20 protein-coding genes are annotated in these 17,896 nt (G+C 64.1%); 13 read left to right on the top strand and 7 right to left on the bottom strand.

Annotated features, from left to right (window positions below; genetic code table 11):
• Positions 1-3: 3 nt before the first annotated feature.
• Genes QM685_RS14915 through QM685_RS14935 form a run of 5 tightly spaced genes read left to right on the top strand, consistent with a single transcriptional unit; the run spans position 4 to position 4,775 of the window.
• Complete coding sequence (locus QM685_RS14915) at positions 4-246, top strand: hydrogenase subunit MbhD domain-containing protein (RefSeq protein ID WP_085486229.1); 243 nt, start codon at positions 4-6, stop codon at positions 244-246.
• 3 nt (positions 247-249) lie between these two features.
• Positions 250-594, top strand: a complete 345-nt coding sequence (gene mnhG / locus QM685_RS14920; RefSeq protein WP_415117130.1) for a monovalent cation/H(+) antiporter subunit G — start codon at positions 250-252, stop codon at positions 592-594.
• Positions 591-1,295, top strand: a complete 705-nt coding sequence (locus tag QM685_RS14925) for a Na(+)/H(+) antiporter subunit B (protein WP_415117131.1) — start codon at positions 591-593, stop codon at positions 1,293-1,295. The genes mnhG and QM685_RS14925 overlap by 4 nt, the downstream gene beginning before the upstream one ends.
• A 16-nt stretch (positions 1,296-1,311) precedes the next feature.
• Positions 1,312-1,686, top strand: coding sequence for a sodium:proton antiporter (locus tag QM685_RS14930; protein ID WP_415117132.1), 375 nt, complete (start codon positions 1,312-1,314; stop codon positions 1,684-1,686).
• Positions 1,680-4,775 carry a proton-conducting transporter membrane subunit gene (locus tag QM685_RS14935; protein ID WP_415117133.1) on the top strand — a complete coding sequence of 1,032 codons (3,096 nt, stop codon included), beginning with the start codon at positions 1,680-1,682 and terminating at the stop codon, positions 4,773-4,775. The genes QM685_RS14930 and QM685_RS14935 overlap by 7 nt, the downstream gene beginning before the upstream one ends.
• Positions 4,776-4,801: 26 nt before the next feature.
• On the opposite strand, the gene QM685_RS14940 is transcribed toward QM685_RS14935, so the two are convergent.
• From QM685_RS14940 to QM685_RS14950, 3 genes are read right to left on the bottom strand one after another with little or no spacing between them, the layout of a single operon-like run.
• Positions 4,802-5,746 (bottom strand): aminotransferase class IV, encoded by a 945-nt coding sequence (locus QM685_RS14940; protein WP_415117134.1) that lies wholly within the window; start codon positions 5,744-5,746, stop codon positions 4,802-4,804.
• Positions 5,743-6,303, bottom strand: coding sequence for a peptide deformylase (locus QM685_RS14945; RefSeq protein WP_415117135.1), 561 nt, complete (start codon positions 6,301-6,303; stop codon positions 5,743-5,745). Before QM685_RS14945 ends, QM685_RS14940 begins: the two co-directional genes overlap by 4 nt.
• Entirely contained in the window at positions 6,300-7,439 is a 1,140-nt protein-coding gene (locus QM685_RS14950) for a branched-chain amino acid ABC transporter substrate-binding protein (protein ID WP_415117136.1), read from the bottom strand. The genes QM685_RS14945 and QM685_RS14950 overlap by 4 nt, the downstream gene beginning before the upstream one ends.
• Before the next feature lie 161 nt (positions 7,440-7,600).
• Between QM685_RS14950 and QM685_RS14955 the strand changes: the two genes are divergently transcribed.
• On the top strand, positions 7,601-8,080 hold the full coding sequence (locus QM685_RS14955) for an Lrp/AsnC family transcriptional regulator (protein ID WP_415117137.1): 480 nt from the start codon (positions 7,601-7,603) through the stop codon (positions 8,078-8,080).
• 50 nt (positions 8,081-8,130) lie between these two features.
• Here QM685_RS14955 and QM685_RS14960 read toward each other — a convergent pair whose 3' ends face one another.
• Positions 8,131-9,039 (bottom strand): LysR family transcriptional regulator, encoded by a 909-nt coding sequence (locus QM685_RS14960; protein ID WP_415117138.1) that lies wholly within the window; start codon positions 9,037-9,039, stop codon positions 8,131-8,133.
• A 111-nt stretch (positions 9,040-9,150) separates the two neighbouring features.
• On the opposite strand from QM685_RS14960, the gene QM685_RS14965 reads away from it, so the two are divergent.
• The 5 genes from QM685_RS14965 (at position 9,151) to QM685_RS14985 (ending at position 12,894) form a co-directional block, all read left to right on the top strand.
• Entirely contained in the window at positions 9,151-9,483 is a 333-nt protein-coding gene (locus tag QM685_RS14965) for a carboxymuconolactone decarboxylase family protein (protein ID WP_415117139.1), read from the top strand.
• Positions 9,484-9,491: 8 nt separating this feature from the next.
• A complete protein-coding gene (locus QM685_RS14970; RefSeq protein WP_415117140.1) occupies positions 9,492-9,905 on the top strand; it encodes a cupin domain-containing protein in 414 nt (137 codons plus the stop codon).
• A 355-nt stretch (positions 9,906-10,260) separates the two neighbouring features.
• Positions 10,261-10,680 (top strand): MarR family winged helix-turn-helix transcriptional regulator, encoded by a 420-nt coding sequence (locus QM685_RS14975; protein WP_415117141.1) that lies wholly within the window; start codon positions 10,261-10,263, stop codon positions 10,678-10,680.
• A gap of 88 nt (positions 10,681-10,768) precedes the next feature.
• Positions 10,769-12,076 carry a chloride channel protein gene (locus tag QM685_RS14980; RefSeq protein ID WP_415117280.1) on the top strand — a complete coding sequence of 436 codons (1,308 nt, stop codon included), beginning with the start codon at positions 10,769-10,771 and terminating at the stop codon, positions 12,074-12,076.
• A gap of 344 nt (positions 12,077-12,420) precedes the next feature.
• Positions 12,421-12,894, top strand: a complete 474-nt coding sequence (locus QM685_RS14985) for a ribonuclease (protein ID WP_415117142.1) — start codon at positions 12,421-12,423, stop codon at positions 12,892-12,894.
• Positions 12,895-12,966: 72 nt separating this feature from the next.
• Here the strand turns inward: QM685_RS14985 and QM685_RS14990 are convergent, their stop codons facing one another.
• Complete coding sequence (locus QM685_RS14990) at positions 12,967-13,581, bottom strand: LuxR C-terminal-related transcriptional regulator (protein ID WP_415117143.1); 615 nt, start codon at positions 13,579-13,581, stop codon at positions 12,967-12,969.
• A gap of 117 nt (positions 13,582-13,698) precedes the next feature.
• Between QM685_RS14990 and QM685_RS14995 the strand changes: the two genes are divergently transcribed.
• Both QM685_RS14995 and QM685_RS15000 read left to right on the top strand, forming a co-directional pair.
• On the top strand, positions 13,699-14,319 hold the full coding sequence (locus tag QM685_RS14995; protein WP_415117144.1) for an isochorismatase family protein: 621 nt from the start codon (positions 13,699-13,701) through the stop codon (positions 14,317-14,319).
• 256 nt (positions 14,320-14,575) lie between these two features.
• Positions 14,576-15,910 (top strand): MFS transporter, encoded by a 1,335-nt coding sequence (locus QM685_RS15000; protein WP_415117145.1) that lies wholly within the window; start codon positions 14,576-14,578, stop codon positions 15,908-15,910.
• Here QM685_RS15000 and QM685_RS15005 read toward each other — a convergent pair.
• Both QM685_RS15005 and QM685_RS15010 read right to left on the bottom strand, forming a co-directional pair.
• On the bottom strand, positions 15,896-16,564 hold the full coding sequence (locus QM685_RS15005; protein ID WP_415117146.1) for a glutamine cyclotransferase: 669 nt from the start codon (positions 16,562-16,564) through the stop codon (positions 15,896-15,898). The two genes, QM685_RS15000 and QM685_RS15005, sit on opposite strands and share 15 nt — an antisense overlap.
• A gap of 14 nt (positions 16,565-16,578) precedes the next feature.
• Complete coding sequence (locus tag QM685_RS15010; protein ID WP_415117147.1) at positions 16,579-17,832, bottom strand: helix-turn-helix domain-containing protein; 1,254 nt, start codon at positions 17,830-17,832, stop codon at positions 16,579-16,581.
• Positions 17,833-17,896 lie beyond the last annotated feature (64 nt).

Here is a 17,896-nt window from a genome sequence, read left to right on the forward strand (position 1 = left end):
GCCATGCTCGAACTGCTCCTGCTGCTGATGTGCGCGAGTATTCTCGTGAGCGGAGTGCTCGCCGTCTGCCTGAAGAACCTGATGGCCGCAATGGTCAGCTCGGGACTCGCGAGCCTGTTCGCCGCGGTGGCTTTCCTTCTGCTGGCCGCGCCCGACGTCGCGATGGCCGAAGCCGCGATCGGCTCCGGACTCGCGACCTTCATCTTTCTCTATGCAATCCGTAAAACCGGCTATCAGAAGGGCTAGCGCATGTTCGAACTGATCGGCAGCGTGTTCATCCTCGCGGGCGCCGTCTTTCTGTTCTCCGCCGGCCTCGGCCTGCTGCGCATGCCGGACGCGTACACGCGCATCCAGGCGGGCACCAAGGCGTCGACGCTCGGCAATATGCTCGTGTTGATCGGCCTCGCGTTCTATCACCCTAACTGGACTTTCCGGCTGATCCTCGTGATCTATTTCGTGCTGGTGACCAACCCGGTGTCGTCGCATGCGTTGTCGCGCGCGGCGTGGCTGATCCGCACGCCGATGACCTCGTCCACGGTCACCGACGCGCTCGCCGACGAAGACGAGCCCACCGGCAGGGAGGCGGAATCATGATGCGTCGCGTGTTCGCCGCGCTGACGGTGGTGCTGTTCGCCATCGTGTTCTGGCGTCTCGTCGGCGGCTATGCGGAATTGCAGGCGCTGCGCCCGCTCGCCGAATACTACGTCGTGAAAGGGCCGCTCGAACTCGGCGCGCCGAACATCGTGACCGGCATTCTGATTACCTATCGCGGCTTCGACACGCTCGGCGAGGTCGCCGTGCTGTTCATGGTCGCGGCGAGCGTCGGCGTGCTGCTGAAAGAGGAAAGCAACGCGACGCCTCCCGCGTCCACGGACGAAACCACGCCGGCGCGCCGCCCCGCCGGCGAAATCGTGCACACCGGCAAGCAACTGCTGCTGCCGATGATCTTCACCTTCGGCGGCTACGTGATCGTCAACGGCCACCTGTCGGCCGGCGGCGGCTTCCAGGGCGGCGCGATCGTCGCCTCCGGCGTGATGCTGATGCTGCTCGCGCGACCCGGCTCGACGCTGAACGTCGCGCTGCTGAGCGTCGTCGAATCGTTTGCCGGCGTGATCTACGTGTGTATCGGCATTCTGGGCCTCGTGCTCGCAGGCGGTTTTCTCGACGCGCGCTTCCTGCCGCGCGGTGAATTCGGCGCGTTCTTCAGCGCCGGCGCCATTCCGTTGATTTCCGCGCTGCTCGGCGTCAAGGTCGGCGCGGAACTGAGCGTCATCATCGACCGGTTCAGAAGCTGAACGAGGAGAAGCGCGCATGAACACGGGCTTGCCGGTTTCGACCATTCTGCTGATCACGGGCTTCTGCCTGTCGCTGATCGGCCTGTGGGGCATGCTGACTCATCGCAACATTCTGCGCATCATCATCGGCTTCGCGGTGATCGACACGGGGCTGCACATCGTGATGGTCGCAACCGGCTACATCACGGGCGGCACCGCGCCGATCATCGATGCCGCGCTCAGCAAGGCCGAGGCCGCGCGCCGCGCGATCGATCCGATTCCGTCCGCGCTCGTCGTCACCGCGATCGTGATCGGGCTGTCGGTCACGGCCATCATGCTTGCCTTCGCGATCCGTCTTTACGCCGCTAAAAAGACACTTTCCATCGACGCGTTCACAGAGTCGAAATGGTAGCCGCGCTCTTTCATCCGCTGCACATCTTCATTCTCGGGCTCGGCGGCGGCTTCGTGATTCCGCTGCTGTACCGGCTCGGCAAGCCGTGGCTCACGCTCGGCTTCTTTATCGCGCTGTGCGGCATCGTGCTGGTGAGCGGCGTGTCGTTCCATGGCCTCATCGAAGGCGGCAACACGATCGAGGTACTGACCGGGGGCGCGCTGCCGCCGGTCTCGATCAATCTGCGCTTCGGCCTGTGGGAAGGCTTCTTCACCTTCAGCGTCAACGTGGTCGCGCTGCTCGGCGCGCTGCATCTGTGGGACCGTCTGCGCGATAACTACGCGGCGCTGCTGCTGTATCTGATTCTGGTGATGGGTATCGACGGCATGGTGATGACCCGCGATCTGTTCAACCTGTTCGTGTTTCTCGAGATCGTCTCGATCGCGACGTATGGGCTCTTCGGGCTCGACCGCACGCCGGCCGCGCTCGCCGCCGCGTTCAAGTACATCATCGCGACCGTGATCGCGTCGACCTTCTTCCTGCTCGGCGCGGTGCTGCTCTATTACGTGAGCGGCACGCTGAACATCGACGAACTGCTGCTCATGCGCGACCAGCTCGGCGGCCCGATCGGCACGACGGCGGTTCTGCTCGTGTTCGCGAGCCTCGTGATCGAGTTGAAGCCGTTTCCGGCCAACGGCTGGGGGCTCGACGTCTACGAGACCGCGCCGAGCGGCGTCGCCGCGATGATATCGGTCGGCGTCTCGGCGGGCGTGTTCTTCGCGCTGCTGAAACTGCTGCCGCTGTTCGACGGCCAGCTCACGCTGCTGGCCGTCTCGGGCGGCGCGACCTTCCTGTTCTCGAACCTGCTGGCGTTGAAGCAATCGAAACCGCAACGCGTGCTCGGCTATTCGTCGATCGGGCAAATGGCGCTGCTGATGTTGTCGCTCGCGCTGCTGCGCCATGTCGGCGCGGATGCATCGGTCCCGCTCGTGGTGGGCGGCCTCTTCATCAACCATCTGCTCGCGAAGGCCGGTCTGTTCTGGCTGGTTGGCGTGGTGCGGCGGCACGGCAGCGATGCGCGCGCGGTCCTGTCGCGCAGTCCGCTGCTGATCGCGCTGCTCGGGCTCTTCATGGTCGCGATCGCGGGGCTGCCGCCGTTCCCCGGCTTCTGGGCGAAGTGGGAACTGGTGATGCGCCTGACCGCCGCCGGCAAGCCGTACTGGATCGTGCTGATCCTGACCGGCTCGCTGCTCGAGGCGGCGTACATGTTCCACTGGTTCGTGCGCGCGCTGAGTCCGTCGGACAACGAGCCCGAATCCAGGCCCGATGTTTTCGCGCTGTTGCCGCTATTCGGCGTCGCGATCCTGCTGATCGCCGTGGGCTATCTCGCGGCCGCGCTGTCGGGCGTCGCGTCGGTGTGGCTGTTCTCGCCGCTCGCGGCGGGCGCGCTGTTCTATGCGGCGGACCGGCTGCCCGGCCGCGCGAAGGGTGTGCTCGCGCTGATTGCAATTGCGCTGATCGGCAGTCTGCTCGCCGAAGGCACGCACGGCATCGCCGGACTGTTCGCGTGGCTGCTGCTCGCCGGCAGCCTCGTAATCACCGCGGCGACGCTCTACCGCGACGACGAGCGCACGGGTTTCTATCCGATGCTGGTGGTGTTGTCGCTGTCGATCCCGGCGCTGCTGCGTTCGTCGACGACGCTCGAATTCTTCTATAGCTGGGAAATCATCACGCTGTCGTCGTGCTTCCTGATCGCCAAATGCCGGCGCGCGGGGCCGCACGTGCTGACCTTCCTGCTGTTTTCGCTGCTGTCGGCGTTTTTCCTGCTCGCGGGTTTCGCGAGCGTCGCGGCGATCGACGGCACCATCGAACTGTCCGCGCTGATCCACTCGGGACCGGAAGCGAATCGCGCGTTCGTGCTGCTCGCGGCCGGCTTCCTGATCAAGGCCGGCGCGATCGGCGTGCACGTATGGCTGCCGGGCGCCTATACCGAGGCGGAAGACGACGTGACCGCGATGCTGTCGGCCGTGGTCAGCAAGGTCGCGATGTTCGGGCTGCTGATCGGCACCTATCTGGCGATACGCTCCGAGGTCGGCCTCGAACTCGCGCACGTGATGACGTGGATCGGCATGCTGACGACCCTCTTCGGCGCGCTGATGGCTTTCCGGCAGAACGATTTCAAACGCATGCTCGCGTTGTCGAGCATGAGCCAGATCGGCTACATCGTGACCGCGATCGGCCTGATGAGCCATCTCGGCTGGGTCACCGCGCTGTATCTGGTCGCCAATCACATGTTCGTGAAGGGCATCCTGTTCCTCGCGCTCGCCGGCGTGATCCTGCGCACCGGCACGCGCAACTTCGCCGACGTGGGCGGCCTCGCCCGCGAGATGCCGTTCACGTTCGCGATGGTCGTGATCGCGCTCGTGTCGATGTCGGGGCTGCCGCCGCTGATGGGCTTCGGCGGCAAATGGCTGCTGCTGAGCGCGATGACCGACAAGGGCTGGTATGCGCTCGCGGTGTGCGGGCTGATGGCGACGTGCGTCGGCTTTCTCTACATAACGCGCCTGCTGAACGGCATCTTCCTCGGAGCGCGGCCGCCGCAGCGGGCTGTCGTGCGCGAGGCGCCGATCGCGCTGCTCGTGCCGCAGTTCCTGCTGGTGATCGGCATCGTGATCCTGTCGTTCTTCCCGAAGCTGCTGATCGAGCCGGTCTCGGCCGCGATCGATCCGCAATTCGCGGCGACGCTCGTGTGGGGCGGCATGTCGCTCGAGAGCATCTACGGGTTCTGGAATCCGACACCGGTCGTGATCGTCGTGCTGATCGCCGCCGCGATCCTGTTCGGGCTCGGCGTGCTGTTCTATCGCAGCCGGCGCGGCAATGCGGACGATCGGCCCGACTTCTACCACTTCTACCGGCCGATCCTGAGCCGCACGGTGCCGCCGTTCGCGCAAATGTTCTGGCGCGGCACGTCGCACTTCGCGCTCGTGGCCGCGGCGGGGATACGGCGCGTCTATACCGGCAACGGGCAGACTTACGCGCTCTACGTGCTGCTGTATTTCCTCGCGATCTATTTCGCGAGCACCGGGTCGGGCATGACCGGGATGCGGTGAATTTGCTGTCCGGTGCCGCGGCAGCGTCAGCCTGAAAGTCGATCGCCGTATGCAATTTCCAGCGACCATGCCGGGTCGTCGTGAGCCTGCCAGTAAGCGTCGAACAGCCATCGCGTCACCGGCCCCGGTTGCCCGTCGCCGACCGGTACGTCGTTCAACCGTGTCACCGGCATGATGCCGCCGGCGGTCGAGGTGATGAAGATTTCGTCGGCCTCGCGCAGTTGCTGCTCGGACATCGGGCCGGCATGGACCGCCATGTCGCCACGCGCGGCGAGATCGAACACGGTCTGCCGCGTGATCCCGTGCAGCACGCCCGCCTCGGGCGTAAAAAATTGCCCGCCTTTGACGACGAAGACGTTGAATCCCGGTCCCTCGGCAATGGTGTCGTCGATCGTCTTGATGACGACGGTCTCCGCGCCGGCGTCGTAGCCCTTCAGCAGCGCCGTGACGAGATCGAGCCAGTGATAGTTCTTGATCTGCGGATCGACCGAAGCCGGCGGAATGCGCCGCACGTCGTCGATCACGTGCAGGTGCAGCCCCTCGCGCAGTTGCCGTTCGTTCGCGACCGAGCCGTACGGCACGGCGAACGCGACGAACTGGTTGACCGCATCGCGCGGGTCGCGGCTGAAGGTCGGCGACACGCCGCGCGTGCAGAGCATTTCTACGTAGGCGTTGCGCAGACCCGAGCGTCGAACGCATTCGACGAGAATGTCGCGCAGCGCGTCGTCGGTGAGGTCGACGCGAAGCCGCAACTTTGCGAGCGAACGACGGAACCGCGCGATGTGGCTGTCGAGCCGGAAGAACCGGCCATTCCACACGTGCACGGTGTCGTAGGTCACGTCGGAGTGCAGCAGCCCCCAGTCGAGCACCGAGATGCGCGCCTCCGACAGCGGGATGAACTGTCCGTTCATAAAGGCCGCGCCACGCGGATACGCGAGACCGTCGAGACGGCCGATGTCCGGTGCGCTCATGACCGCACCTCCGTCGCCGGCCGGCCCGGATGGAAATCGACAGTGGCGATGAAGGCCGCGGGATCGGCGTCGAACAGCGCGCGGCTGACGATCGCGTTGTGTCCGGCGGCCCGGTCGAACGACAGCACGCCATCGAGATGATCGATCTCGTGCTGGATCAACTCGGACTCCGCGCGGCCGAGTCTCTCGCGGGTCTGGCGTACGCCGTCCAGCGTGGTGAACGCGACCGACACGGACTCGTGACGCCGCACTCGCACCAGCAGATCCGGAAAGCACATGCAGTCGTCCCATACGGTCATGGTGCTCGTGCTGTGCCAGACGATCTCGGGGTTGGTGATCACTCGCGGCCAGCCGGGCAGCGCCAGCGCGATCATGCGGCGATTCACGCCGATCTGCGGCGCGGCGATGGCACGGCCGAAGCCGTGCTCCGCGCGAAACGCGGCCAATGCGCCGGTCAACGCGCGTGCATCGGCCACGATGCCGGCCGCGCTCTGGTCGGCGAGGGGCGCGGAGCGCTCGCGCAACGACGGCGTGCCAATCGGCAGGATCGAATTCATTGCGATACCTCGGTGAGTGCCTGTTTCCGACCGTCCCTGAACGTCGAGATGGTGGCGGCGGGATGCAGCAGATCGCCATGCTCGTCGAACTGCACGCGCCCGGTTACGCCGTCGAACGCGATCCGGTGCAGACCCTCGACCACGCGCTCCGGCGCGGTCGACTGCTGGTCGCGCATCGCGTGATAGACCGCCTGCATCGCATCGTACGCATAGGGTGCGTAAAGCTGGATCGGCTCGCCGTAACGCGCCTGGAACTTCGTCTGGAACGCCGGGCCACCCGGCATCTTCGCGAGGCTGCGGCCGCCGTCCGCGCAGTACAGGTTGCCGTTCAGCGCATCTCCCGCGAGCCGCATGATCTCCTGCGTGCACAGCCCGTCTCCGCCGAGCAGCGGCGCGGTGATCCCGTACTTGCGCATCTGCTTGAGCATCGGACCACCCTGCGTATCCATGCCGCCGTAGAAGATCGCGTCCGGGCTCCTGCCCTTGATCAGGGTTAGCGGCGCCGCGAAGTCGAAAGCCTGGTCGGTCGTGTATTCGCGTGCGACGATCCGCGCGCCGTCCTTCCCCGCATCGTGCACGAACACGTCCGCGATGCCCTGCCCGTAAGCAGTGCGGTCGTCCATCACCGCGATGCGGCCGGCGTGCAGGTTCGCACTGGCATAGCGCGCCACGGCCGCGCCGAGGAAGTCGTCGTTCGCCAGCATGCGAAAGGTGGTGCGCAGGCCGAGATGCGTGAACTGCGGACTGGTCGCCGAAGGCGTCAGTTCGGCGATGCCGGCCTTCGCGTAGATCTGCGCGACCGCGATCGACGTGCCGGAGTTCTGATGGCCGATCACCGCGCTCACGTGCTGATCGGCGAAGCGTTGCGCGACCGTGGTGGCGGTCTTCGGATCGGCCGCGTCGTCTTCCGCGTCGAGGCGGAAGCTGACCGGCTGGCCGCCGATGACCGGATGAGTCGCGTTGATCTCGTCGATCGCGAGCTGGATGCCGCGTTCGCTGTCCTTGCCGAAGTGAGCCTGTGCGCCGGTGAGCGCGCCGGCATAGCCGATCACGACGACGGTATCGGCGCGGGCGCGGGTCATCGGGCCGAGGCTCGCGACGCACAGCAGCGCGAGCGTGAAGAGAGGTTTTTGCATGACAGTCTCTGATTAAGGTCGGGCCGCCCGGTGCCGGCAGCAGGGCGTTGATCAATCGTTGATCGACGCTACAATTCTGCGCATCCGCCGAGAAATCCAAAAAGCAATCCGGCCTCGTTTTTGTCGAATTCTTTCTGGAATACCGCATCCGGAGAAATCTGATGACGCCAACCGACCCGCAGCTCGATACTTACGACCTGCGCATCCTATCCCTGCTCCAGCACGACAACCAGATCAGCAACCAGGCGCTCGCCGCGGAGATCGGTTTGAGTCCGCCCGCCTGCATGCGCCGCGTGAAGCGGCTGCGGGAAGACAAGTTCATCGAGCGCGATATCGCGGTGATCAACCCGTCGAAGGTAGGGCTGCCGCTGATGATGATGGTGCTGGTCCAGGTGGAGCGCGAACGCGTCGATCTGCTCGACGAGTTCAAGCGGTTCCTGACCGGACTGCCCGAGGTGATGCAATGCTACGTCGTCACGGGCCGCGCCGATTTCGTGCTGCTGGTGGCGATGCGGGACATCGACCACTACGACGACTTCGCCACGCGCGTGTTCCGGCAGAACCAGAACATCCGGCACTTCGAGACGATGGTCGTGATGTCGCGCGTGAAGGTAGGGATGAGCCTCGCCCTCGACACCTGACGGAGCAGGATGCGCGCTTCGGTGTATGGGCCGGCTTGTCGGCCTGTCGGTCATTCTCCTCGCGGGCGGGCATCCATACGCAGCGCATCCACCACTACAGCGAGCGCTCTCGAGAATTCGCGGCGAGCCGGATAGAAGATGTGGAGCCCCGGGAAAGTCGGGAACCAGTCTTCGAGTACGTACCTGAGCCGTCCGGCCGCGACGTGCGGCTGGGCGAGGTCCTCCGGAACGAACGCGAGCCCGGCGCCGTCGATCGCGGCGTTCAGCATCTGATATGTGCCGTTGAACGTGAGCTGTCCGTCGACGCGCACCTGGATTTCTTTTTTGCCTTTTTTCAGTTCCCACGCGTACAGGCCACCGCGCGTCGGCAGTCGCAGCGTGATGCAGTTGTGGTGAAGCAGGTCCTTCGGTTGCCTCGGAGCCGGATGTCGGCTGACATACTCCGGCGAGCCGACGATAGCCAGACGCACATCGGGGCCAATACGAACCGCGATCATGTCCTTCGCGACCTGGTCGCCCCAGCGGACCCCGATATCGAAACGATCCGCGACGATGTCGGACAGGCCGTAGTCCACCACGAATTCGACCTCGATGTCAGGGTAGTCCGGCAGAACGCCGGACAGCCGTGGCCAGAGGACCGTATCGACAGCGTAGTCGGTGGCCGTGATGCGGATGGTGCCGGCGGGCTTCTCACGCGTTTCGACCACCGCGGCAAGTTCGTTCTCGATCTCTTCGAGGCGCGGCGTCACGGTTCTCAACAGCCGCTCGCCGGCGGCCGTCGGCGCCAGGCTGCGGGTGGTGCGCGTGAGAAGCCGCACGCCCAGGCGCGCTTCCAGTCCGCGCAACGTATGGCTCAGCGCGCTTTGCGTGACCCCGAGTCTCGCTGCCGCACGGGTAAAGCTGCCTTCCTGCGCGACGGCGATGAAGGCCAATAGATCGGTGACGTTCTCACGCAGCATTGATGAGCCTCATTCATAAGTCCTAGTTCATTCTAGCCCCTAGTCGGCCGTGCCGGTCAATTCCACAATGGCGCTGATACATCGACCGATGCTGAATGAAGGAGAAACAGGATGTCCGCGAAACCTACCGCCGCGCGCCAGTCGTTCGGCGATCTGGCGCCGAAGCTGGCCGAACTCAGCGACGAGGTGCTGTTCGGCGACCTCTGGGAGCGTCCCCAGTTGTCGAAGCGCGATCGCAGCCTCGTGACCTGCGCCGCGCTCATTGCGCTCGGCAAGACCGAGCAGATGAACTTCCATATTCCGCGCGCCATCGAGAACGGTGTGACGCGGGATGAACTCGTCGAGCTCACCACCCATCTCGCGTTCTATGCGGGCTGGCCCAATGCAATGTCGACCGTGTCGAAGCTCAGGGAGCTTTTCGCGATCACGAAGACTGATAACTGAGGAGCACCATGGAACTGAAGAGACCGGGCTCGCAGCCGTCGATCAAGGGTCCCGCCGAATGGTTTACCGGCACCGTGCGCATCGATCCGCTGAACGCTCCGCCGCCGCCTGCCAGGGTGTCATGCGCGAGCGTGACTTTCGAGCCTGGCGCGCGATCGAACTGGCATACGCATCCGCTCGGGCAAACCTTGCTCGTGACGGCAGGCTGCGGCTGGACGCAGTGCGAAGGCGAAGCCATCGTCGCAATCCGCGCGGGCGACGTGATCTGGTGCCCGCCAGGCCACAAGCATTGGCACGGTGCGTCACCGACGACTTCCATGACACACATCGCGATCCAGGAAGCGCTGGACGGCAAGAACGTCGAGTGGCTGGAACCGGTGACCGACGAGCAATACCTCGCTGGACCGCCGCGGCAATCCTGAGGAAATGACCCGCCGATGCCACGCCAGAGCATCGCCCGGCTCATCATGTCGTGGTGACTGACGGCGGCCCAACCCTTCTTCGATACGATGCGCGGTGCCCACCAACCCGCGGGCGGCGCCATCGACATTTCGGCGTGTCCTGCCATCCCGCCGGCCGCGTCGCCGTAACAGCAGCACGCCGGGTTCGAGGAAGAGGTTCGTCGCCGCGAACTGAAACGCCATCCGGAGAGCGTGGCCAATAGCCGGAAGCCGTGCATGGTACCCTCCGCCGACGGCGGGTCTGCCGCCGCAATCACTTCCGCGGCAGCAACCCGCATGCCCCGGCAACCCGTCGCCGCGGCACCGGAGACACCACATGAAATCAGGCAAATCATCCAGACAGCCGCTTCAGGGCAAACGCGACCTCGAGGCGATGTCGGCATTCCGCTACGACCTGCGCAAGTTCCTGCGCGCTTCCGAAGAAATTGCCAATGCCGCCGGTATCACGACGCTCCAGTATCAGTTGCTGCTGCACGTGTACGGCTTTCCTGACCGGCAATGGGCGACCGTCGGCGAACTCGCGGAGCGGTTGCAGGCGGCGCCGAACGGCACGGCGGCGCTCGTCTCGCGCTGTGAATCGGCGGGGCTCGTCACGCGCAGACCGGATCCCGCCGACCGTCGCCAGGTACAGGTCCACCTCACGCCCAGGGGCGAAAAGTTTCTGCTGGAACTGGCGGCCGAGCACAAGGCGCTCTATGGCGCATTTGACTGGGTTTTCGGCAAAACAGGCAGCTAGGTTCGACAGCAGCGAGTCGAAAATCGTGCCGGGCAACGATGCGACTTATGTCACAATCTGCCTTAAGTGTCATTTTCCCGGCGGCCCCATGCAACTTTTCAATTTTATCGACCGGCGCACGATTCTGCGCAGCCAACGGCGTTGGCTGTATTTCGGCGTGTTCTGGCTCGGCGCCGTCGCAACCGGGCTCGTGGCCGTCCTGTACGCGCGGCTCATCGACTTCGGCTACGAGGTCTTTTTGCGGATGATCGCCCACGACTGGTGGTTGCCGCTCGTCGTCACGCCGGCGATCGCTGCTCTGAGCGTCTGGATCACGCGCCGCTGGTTCCCCGGTTCGGAGGGCAGCGGCATCCCGCAGGTCATCGCGACGCTGCACGATGTACGCGCACGCGGCCCGCGTCTGCTTACGCTGCGCATCCTGATCGGCAAAATTGCCCTGTCGTTCCTTGCGATCCTCGGTGGCTTCACCATCGGCCGCGAAGGGCCGACGATTCACGTGGGCGCGGCGCTGATGTTCAGTCTGCGGCGCTTCTACCCGGCGCGGCTGCGCAGCATTTACGGTGTCGGGCTCGAACGCAAGCTCGCGCTCGCCGGCGCGGCCGCGGGTCTGTCCGCTGCGTTCAATGCGCCGCTCGCAGGGGTCGTCTTCGCGATCGAGGAACTGACGCGCAGCTTTGAGGCACGAACCAGCGGCGTCATCATCACGGCGATCATTTTCGCGGGCGTCGTCTCGCTGGCGCTTCAAGGCAACTATGTGTATTTCGGCACGATCGCCATCGGGAGCAAACTGCCAGATCTGCTGGCGGTCGCGGTCATTCTGGTCGGCGCGATCACCGGCATCGGGGGCGGCGTGTTCTGCTGGCTGCTGCTCAACACCGAGCGCTGGATGCCCGGCTGGTTAAATACGCTTCGAAAGCTGCATCCCGTGGCGTTCGGCGCAATTTGCGGCCTCTTCATTGCAGTAATCGGCGTGGCCAGCGGCGGTCATCTCTTCGGCAGCGGCTACGCGGAAGCACGCGGCATGCTCGAAGGCCAATCGCAACTCGGCGCAGCCTATCCGGTCCTGAAAATGGCGTCGATGGTGGGCTCGTACCTGCCGGGCACACCGGGCGGCCTGTTTGCGCCGTCGCTGGCCATCGGCGCGGGGATCGGCAACGCGCTGCACATGGTGTTCGGGCAGATGCAATTGCCGATGCTGATCGCGCTCGGCATGGTTGGTTATCTGGCCGCCGTTACCCAGAGTCCGATCACGGCGTTCGTCATCGTCATCGAAATGATCGACGGGCACGCGCTGGTGATTTCATTGATGGCGACGGCACTGGTGTCGAGCCAGGTATCGAAACTGTTTGCGCCGCCGCTCTACGAAGCGCTGGCGCACCGCTATCTCCACCATTGAACTGCCGGCACTGTATCGTGCTCATCCGCAAAATCTCGTCGAACCGCATCTGGCCGAATTTTTCACGCGCTATCCTCAGTTTTGGCAATAGAGCGCCGATCAAGGCAGGACGTCAAAAACGCTGACGTTTTGAGCGGCTGCTTCGCAACCAGAAATCGGTCGTTGTAGCGCTCGCCCCGGGTGCCGGATAAGGGTCGATTGCTATTTAGGCTTCGTCGGTAAATTTTTCGAAACGACCCGACGATTCTCCTGTTTCCAGCCAGGCATTGATTCACTCTCCCTTTAGCGATACCTTAAATCGTTCGTGGTCGTTGAATGCTGGTCACTCCGGAGACAACCGTTTCATGAAAAATACATGGGCTTTCTCCTGCATCCTCGCCGTGAGCGCGATCCTCGGCGGATGTGGCAAGAACGGATCGCAAAACGCTGCTCAGGAACCGGACGCAGCCGCGAGTCAGGCATCGGCGGTTCAGCCGGGGCAGGCCGCGAGCGGCACACTCGCCGCGTCGGGCGCACAGGAGCAAGGGACGCTGGCCACCGTCAGCAAGGCGCAGTTGCCGGCGGAAGCAGCCGAAACATTGCGTCTGATCAAAACGGGCGATCCTTTTCCTTTTGGCGAGGACGGTGTCCTGTTTCGCAACAGCGCCGCATTGCTGCCGCAGCATCCGCGCGGCTACTACCACACGTACACGGTTCGCACGCCGGGCTCGACGGATCGTGGGCAACGCCGCATCGTATGTGGCGGACCGCGCAAGCAGACCAGCGACTGCTACTACACCGAGGACTACTACGTCAGTTTCAAACGCATTGCGGAGTAAATCAGTAGTGGGGCCGTCCCAGCCGACCGCGCACGCTTCGGCCGCATCCGGCATCGTTCCCATCGCATGACGCTAGGCAAGGAGTGTTTTGACCAGCTCGGCTGTCGAGGGCACGTCGAACTTCTTCAACAGCTTTCCACAAAAGACCTCGACAGTTCGAGAGCTGATACCCAACGCTATTCCGATTTCCTTCGCGGTCTGGTTCTGGATGAGTAAGGCGGCCACATCGCGCTCGCGCTTCGTCATTGAATTTTTAGCCTCCGCGATCCATTTATTGGCCGAACTTGCGCCACCGGACAGGCTCGTTGCGACACCCATCTCCGAGAAGAACCACAGCGCCTCGCGGTACGGATCGTCACGGTATTCACTGACGCCCGTCACATTCACCCAGAAGAGCTCGCCGTCAGCCCGTTGCATCGCTCGCGGCTCCGTGATGCGGCCGAACTTTTTTAGCGCCGGAATCACCCGTGCTCCGAACCGCTCGAAGGCCAACTGATTCGGGTAGAGAAGTCGAACCGTCTGGCCGACCAACGCGTCGCTGGTGCTGCGAAACATGTCCAGGAATTGCCGGTTGCAGGCCGATATCACCCGCTGACGGGTGACCATCAGAGCGACCGGCACATGCGCGAAAACCTGCTCGTAATCGATCGGCTCCGCAACGGGCGCACCGGCTGGCATTCCTTTCATACCATCTCCTCGCAGTAAGGGTGATTCCGTACGTATCCGATACGTATTGTTGTACGTATATTGCGCTCATAGACTCTTCCTTGCAATGACATTCAACCTGTTGATCTGGAGGAAGAAATGGATGACTACAAGAATCGTTCGTACGGCGCCGTAGAGGTTGGTATGAAGGGTAAGGTCGGGATCGTCGTCGTGGACTATCAACTGGCCTTCACCGAGTCGAAATACCCGCTCGGCGGCGCGCCGCTCGTCATGCGCGGACTGGAAAACACGGCGCGTCTTCTGAAGGTTGCTCGCGCGCACAAGGTACCCATCGCAACCTGCTTCACCGCTTACAAGACCGAGCGCGACATGCCGCACTGGAAAATTGCCGCGGTCCGGGATCAGTTCAGACTGGATCATCCGAGCTCGGCTCTGGACCCGCGGATATACGACAAGGATTACGACGTCGTGGTCTGCAAGTTCGGACCGTCCATCTTTTTCCAGACGCCGGTGGTGCCGTATTTCATCAAGGAAGGCGTTGAGACGGTCATCATCACAGGGTGCAATACGAGCGGCTGCATTCGCGCATCGACAATCGACAGTTTCCAGTGGGGCTTCCGCACGATCGTCCCGGAAGACTGCGTGGGAGATATCGAGGAAGGTCCGCACCGCGACAATCTGCGCGACGTCGGCCGACGATACGCAGACGTGTCGAACGCCGACGATGTGATTGCATATATCAAACAGTCGACGAGATAATCCCCGGCAAACAATGGCCGGTATCGACCTGCGTACCGAATTGCGTCCCAGAGGATGCCGCGGTGGTCCGCGGCGTCCGGCTCCCGGTGAGCCCGATAGGCGTCGCACACGCTTTGACGCTATGAAATAGACGGTCGCGTCCGCTGACCGGAAACAACTCGTACTTCCCGCTCCTTCCTTGACCCGAACAGTGTCCAGCTCTGTCGATCGCGATCGGGCAGACGTCGCTCGCGCTCGATTTCCCGTGGAGAACCCCATGAATCGCGCCCCCACCGTTGACGGTACCCTCGAACCAGATGAAATCGAGCACAGCATGACGAGAATTGCCGCCGCGAGCGTCATCGGCACGACGGTCGAATGGTACGACCTGTTTGTGTTCGCGACCGCTTCGGCACTCGTATTCAACAAGGTGTTCTTTCCGGACTTCGTGCCATTGATCGGCACCTTGCTCGCGTTCGGCACGTTTGCGTCCGCGTATCTGGCCCGTATCGTCGGCGCGGCGCTGTTCGGTCATTTCGGCGACCGGCTAGGACGCAAGTCGATGCTGCTCGTATCGCTGGTGATCATGGGCATCGCCACGTTTTGCATTGGTCTTCTGCCCGACTACGCGTCGATCGGCATCTGCGCGCCGCTCCTGCTGCTCACGCTGCGCATCGTACAAGGTCTCGCGCTGGGCGGCGAATGGGGCGGCGCGGTATTGATGGCAGTCGAACACGCACCGGCCAGCAAGCGTGGCCTTTACGGTTCCTGGGTGCAAATCGGTGTGCCCGCGGGCACCCTGATCGCCAACCTCGTTTTCCTGCTGTGCAATGCGGTGCTGCCCAATGGCGCGCTGCTCGCATGGGGCTGGCGCATTCCTTTCCTCGCCAGTGTGTTGCTGATCGCCGTCGGCCTTTATGTTCGACTGAACACTTCGGAAACGCCGTCGTTCCGCAAGGTCAGGGACGCCGACGCCCAGCTCAAGGTGCCGTTGGCCGAACTGCTGGGCAAGCACTGGAAACAGGTGCTGCTCGGGGGCCTCGCCACGATGTCGACCGGTACGTCGTTCAACCTGATCGTTGCGTTCGGACTGACCTACGGAACGCAAACACTCGGCTTTTCGCGCAACGCGATGCTGGCTATCGCACTGATCTCGTGCGCGCTTTGCGTTGTGATGCTGCCCGCCTTTGGCCGGCTTTCCGATCTGATCGGCCGCAAGCCTGTGATCGTCGGCGGCATTGTCGCCGAGGCACTGTTGGCATTTCCGCTCTTCTGGCTGCTCGACACCCGCGAGTTCCACTTCGCGTTGCTGGGCTATCTGCTCATGATGACCGCATTCGCCGCCAACTATGGACCGATTGCCACCTTTCTCGCGGAACTGTTCGGCACGCAGGTCCGGTACTCCGGCCTGTCGGTGAGCTACATGCTATCCGGACTGTTGGGCAGCGCGGCGACGCCGGTCATTACGACGGCACTCCTGTCGATCACCGGGAAGGGGGCGTCGGTTGCGTGGTTTATGGTGGGGTCGGCGGCCCTTTCGACTGCGGCGCTTTTGCTGCTTATGGAAACGCATCGAAGGGATCGGGGTGCGACGACTTCACTCGGTTGTTGATATTGCGTCTTTTGTTTGAGCGCGCGCGGGCCGCTGCACCGCTCTAACCAGACCGCTGCCGCCGCCTCCGCAGAAGAACAGATCCGCGCCATTGGATTCGAGCCCGGAGATGCCCGTCCCGGCCGGCATCTCGACGCTTTCGAGCACTTCGCCAGTGCGGGAGTCGATATGCCTCAGCTCGCTCGCATCGCCTTCCCAGGTACCATGCCACAGCTCACCGTCCACCCACGTGACGCCGGTCACGAAGCGATTGGATTCGATCGTGCGCAATACCTCTCCCGTGCCGGGATCGATCTGATAGATCTTCCGCTCGGGATACTGCCCGACCCACAACGAGCCCTCGGCCCACGTGAGCCCGGAGTCACCGCCACCGCCGGGCGCGGGAATGGTCGAGAGAACGCGGCCGGTCTTCGGGTCGATCTTCTGGATGCGGCCGTGCGCAATCTGGAACAGGTGTTCGCCGTCGAAGGCCGTGCCTGCATCGGCCGCCACGTCGATCGAGCACAGCGTTGCGCCACTCGCCGGATCGATTGCGTCCAGCCGCTCGCCGGTCGCGATCCAGACCTGCCGGCCGTCGTACGTGACGCCATGCACTTTGTCGACGCCCGTAAAGGGCCCATATTCGCGGATGATTCTGGCGGCTGATCGGTTCATGGTTGCCATCCTAATCACGACGGGAACGGAGAAGGGAGTAACAAAGCCGTCGCGAATCCGGCGACGGGGGGCGTCATCCAGCGACGCGCCCGTCCCTCGCCGACCGGCTGCACCTTGCCCGCGGCGGCGAGCGCATCGAGCGCGCGCTGGACCGTGCGCTGGCTCGCGCCGAGCACGAGCGCAAGCGCCGAACTCGACCACGATTCGCCGTCGGACAGAAACGCGAGCACCGCCGCATGGTCGCTTTCGACAGGCGGCGCGAGCACGATAACCTCGTGCGCATGACGCGGCTCAAGCGCGAAGCCGCGCTTCGTCGCGCTGACGCCGGCCAGCGTTCCGAGCGCGCGACGCAAACGGCCGATTTCAACGCGCAGCCGCGCGCGATGTGATTCGTCAGCGCGTTTCGCGCGGAACGCGCGTGCGACGAGTGCATCGCGCGCCACGTCGTCGGGCCACGCTTCGCCGAGAGTACGAGCAAGCGTAAAGAGGACCGGACGGCTCGCGAGCGACACCGTCGCGTTCGTATCGCTGATGGCGTAGCGGCAGGCGTCCACGATGAGCGCGCTTCGGGTCGAACTCGATGCGTTGCTTGAAGTGAGGTTTGGAGCCAGCAGGCTCTCGACTTCATCGAGCAGAACGAGCCTTTCTTCACCACGTTTGATCACACGCGCCGCCGGCTTCTCCAGCGCCAGCGACGCGCTTTCGATCTCCGCGATCAACGCCGGAATACCGGCGTGACGCGCCGCGCGTTCGGCCCGCGCGAGCGCGGCGCGCGCGGCTTTGCCGCGAAGACGCCGCAACGCGACACCCGCGACAACCAGCTCATGAGCGGCCCGCAACGCGGGCGGAAACAGCAGAGGATCGAGCGCGGCAAGCCGTTGCTCGGCGTCGTCGAGACGGCCGATCAGCAACAGACGCCGCACCGCCAGATAACGCGCATGCGCGGCATTGATGCGATCGCCGTGCGCATCGAGCGTCGCGGTGGCGGCATCGAGCGCTTTGGTCGGCCACGCGAGGTCGCGCGACGCCAGCGCAATCTCGGCTTCGGCGACCACGCATCTTGCGCGCGCCACCGACTCCTTCGCGCCGAACGCGCGCGCGGCGCCGCGCACGAGCGCCTTCGCGCGCACGAAATCACCGAGCTGCGCCATCGCGATGCCGCGCAACGCGAGCGCCGGCGCATCGTCGCGCAGCGCGACGCGGTCGAGCGCGCCGAGCGGATCGCCCGCTGCGAGAGAGCGCGCCGCCGCCGAGATCAGCGCATCCACGAGGTGCGTGCCCTTGGGTTACGCGTCAATGCATCAACCGAATCCCGCCACACTTGTCACTCCC

It is taken from the genome of Paraburkholderia sp., assembly GCF_047605525.1.
Classification (GTDB): domain Bacteria; phylum Pseudomonadota; class Gammaproteobacteria; order Burkholderiales; family Burkholderiaceae; genus Paraburkholderia.

Excerpts from the sequence above, each read along its gene's own strand:
- mnhG (WP_415117130.1), top strand. The coding sequence starts at position 250 with ATGTTCGAACTGATCGGCAGCGTGTTCATCCTCGCGGGCGCCGTCTTT.
- QM685_RS14935 (WP_415117133.1), top strand. The coding sequence starts at position 1,680 with ATGGTAGCCGCGCTCTTTCATCCGCTGCACATCTTCATTCTCGGGCTC.
- QM685_RS14990 (WP_415117143.1), bottom strand. The coding sequence starts at position 13,581 with ATGAAAGGAATGCCAGCCGGTGCGCCCGTTGCGGAGCCGATCGATTAC.
- QM685_RS14995 (WP_415117144.1), top strand. The coding sequence starts at position 13,699 with ATGGATGACTACAAGAATCGTTCGTACGGCGCCGTAGAGGTTGGTATG.
- QM685_RS14950 (WP_415117136.1), bottom strand. The coding sequence starts at position 7,439 with ATGCAAAAACCTCTCTTCACGCTCGCGCTGCTGTGCGTCGCGAGCCTC.
- QM685_RS14970 (WP_415117140.1), top strand. The coding sequence starts at position 9,492 with ATGGAACTGAAGAGACCGGGCTCGCAGCCGTCGATCAAGGGTCCCGCC.
- QM685_RS15005 (WP_415117146.1), bottom strand. The coding sequence starts at position 16,564 with ATGAACCGATCAGCCGCCAGAATCATCCGCGAATATGGGCCCTTTACG.
- QM685_RS14930 (WP_415117132.1), top strand. The coding sequence starts at position 1,312 with ATGAACACGGGCTTGCCGGTTTCGACCATTCTGCTGATCACGGGCTTC.
- QM685_RS14915 (WP_085486229.1), top strand. The coding sequence starts at position 4 with ATGCTCGAACTGCTCCTGCTGCTGATGTGCGCGAGTATTCTCGTGAGC.
- QM685_RS14985 (WP_415117142.1), top strand. The coding sequence starts at position 12,421 with ATGAAAAATACATGGGCTTTCTCCTGCATCCTCGCCGTGAGCGCGATC.
- QM685_RS14940 (WP_415117134.1), bottom strand. The coding sequence starts at position 5,746 with ATGAGCGCACCGGACATCGGCCGTCTCGACGGTCTCGCGTATCCGCGT.
- QM685_RS14975 (WP_415117141.1), top strand. The coding sequence starts at position 10,261 with ATGAAATCAGGCAAATCATCCAGACAGCCGCTTCAGGGCAAACGCGAC.
- QM685_RS14925 (WP_415117131.1), top strand. The coding sequence starts at position 591 with ATGATGCGTCGCGTGTTCGCCGCGCTGACGGTGGTGCTGTTCGCCATC.
- QM685_RS14960 (WP_415117138.1), bottom strand. The coding sequence starts at position 9,039 with ATGCTGCGTGAGAACGTCACCGATCTATTGGCCTTCATCGCCGTCGCG.
- QM685_RS14955 (WP_415117137.1), top strand. The coding sequence starts at position 7,601 with ATGACGCCAACCGACCCGCAGCTCGATACTTACGACCTGCGCATCCTA.
- QM685_RS14945 (WP_415117135.1), bottom strand. The coding sequence starts at position 6,303 with ATGAATTCGATCCTGCCGATTGGCACGCCGTCGTTGCGCGAGCGCTCC.
- QM685_RS14980 (WP_415117280.1), top strand. The coding sequence starts at position 10,769 with ATGCAACTTTTCAATTTTATCGACCGGCGCACGATTCTGCGCAGCCAA.
- QM685_RS14965 (WP_415117139.1), top strand. The coding sequence starts at position 9,151 with ATGTCCGCGAAACCTACCGCCGCGCGCCAGTCGTTCGGCGATCTGGCG.
- QM685_RS15000 (WP_415117145.1), top strand. The coding sequence starts at position 14,576 with ATGAATCGCGCCCCCACCGTTGACGGTACCCTCGAACCAGATGAAATC.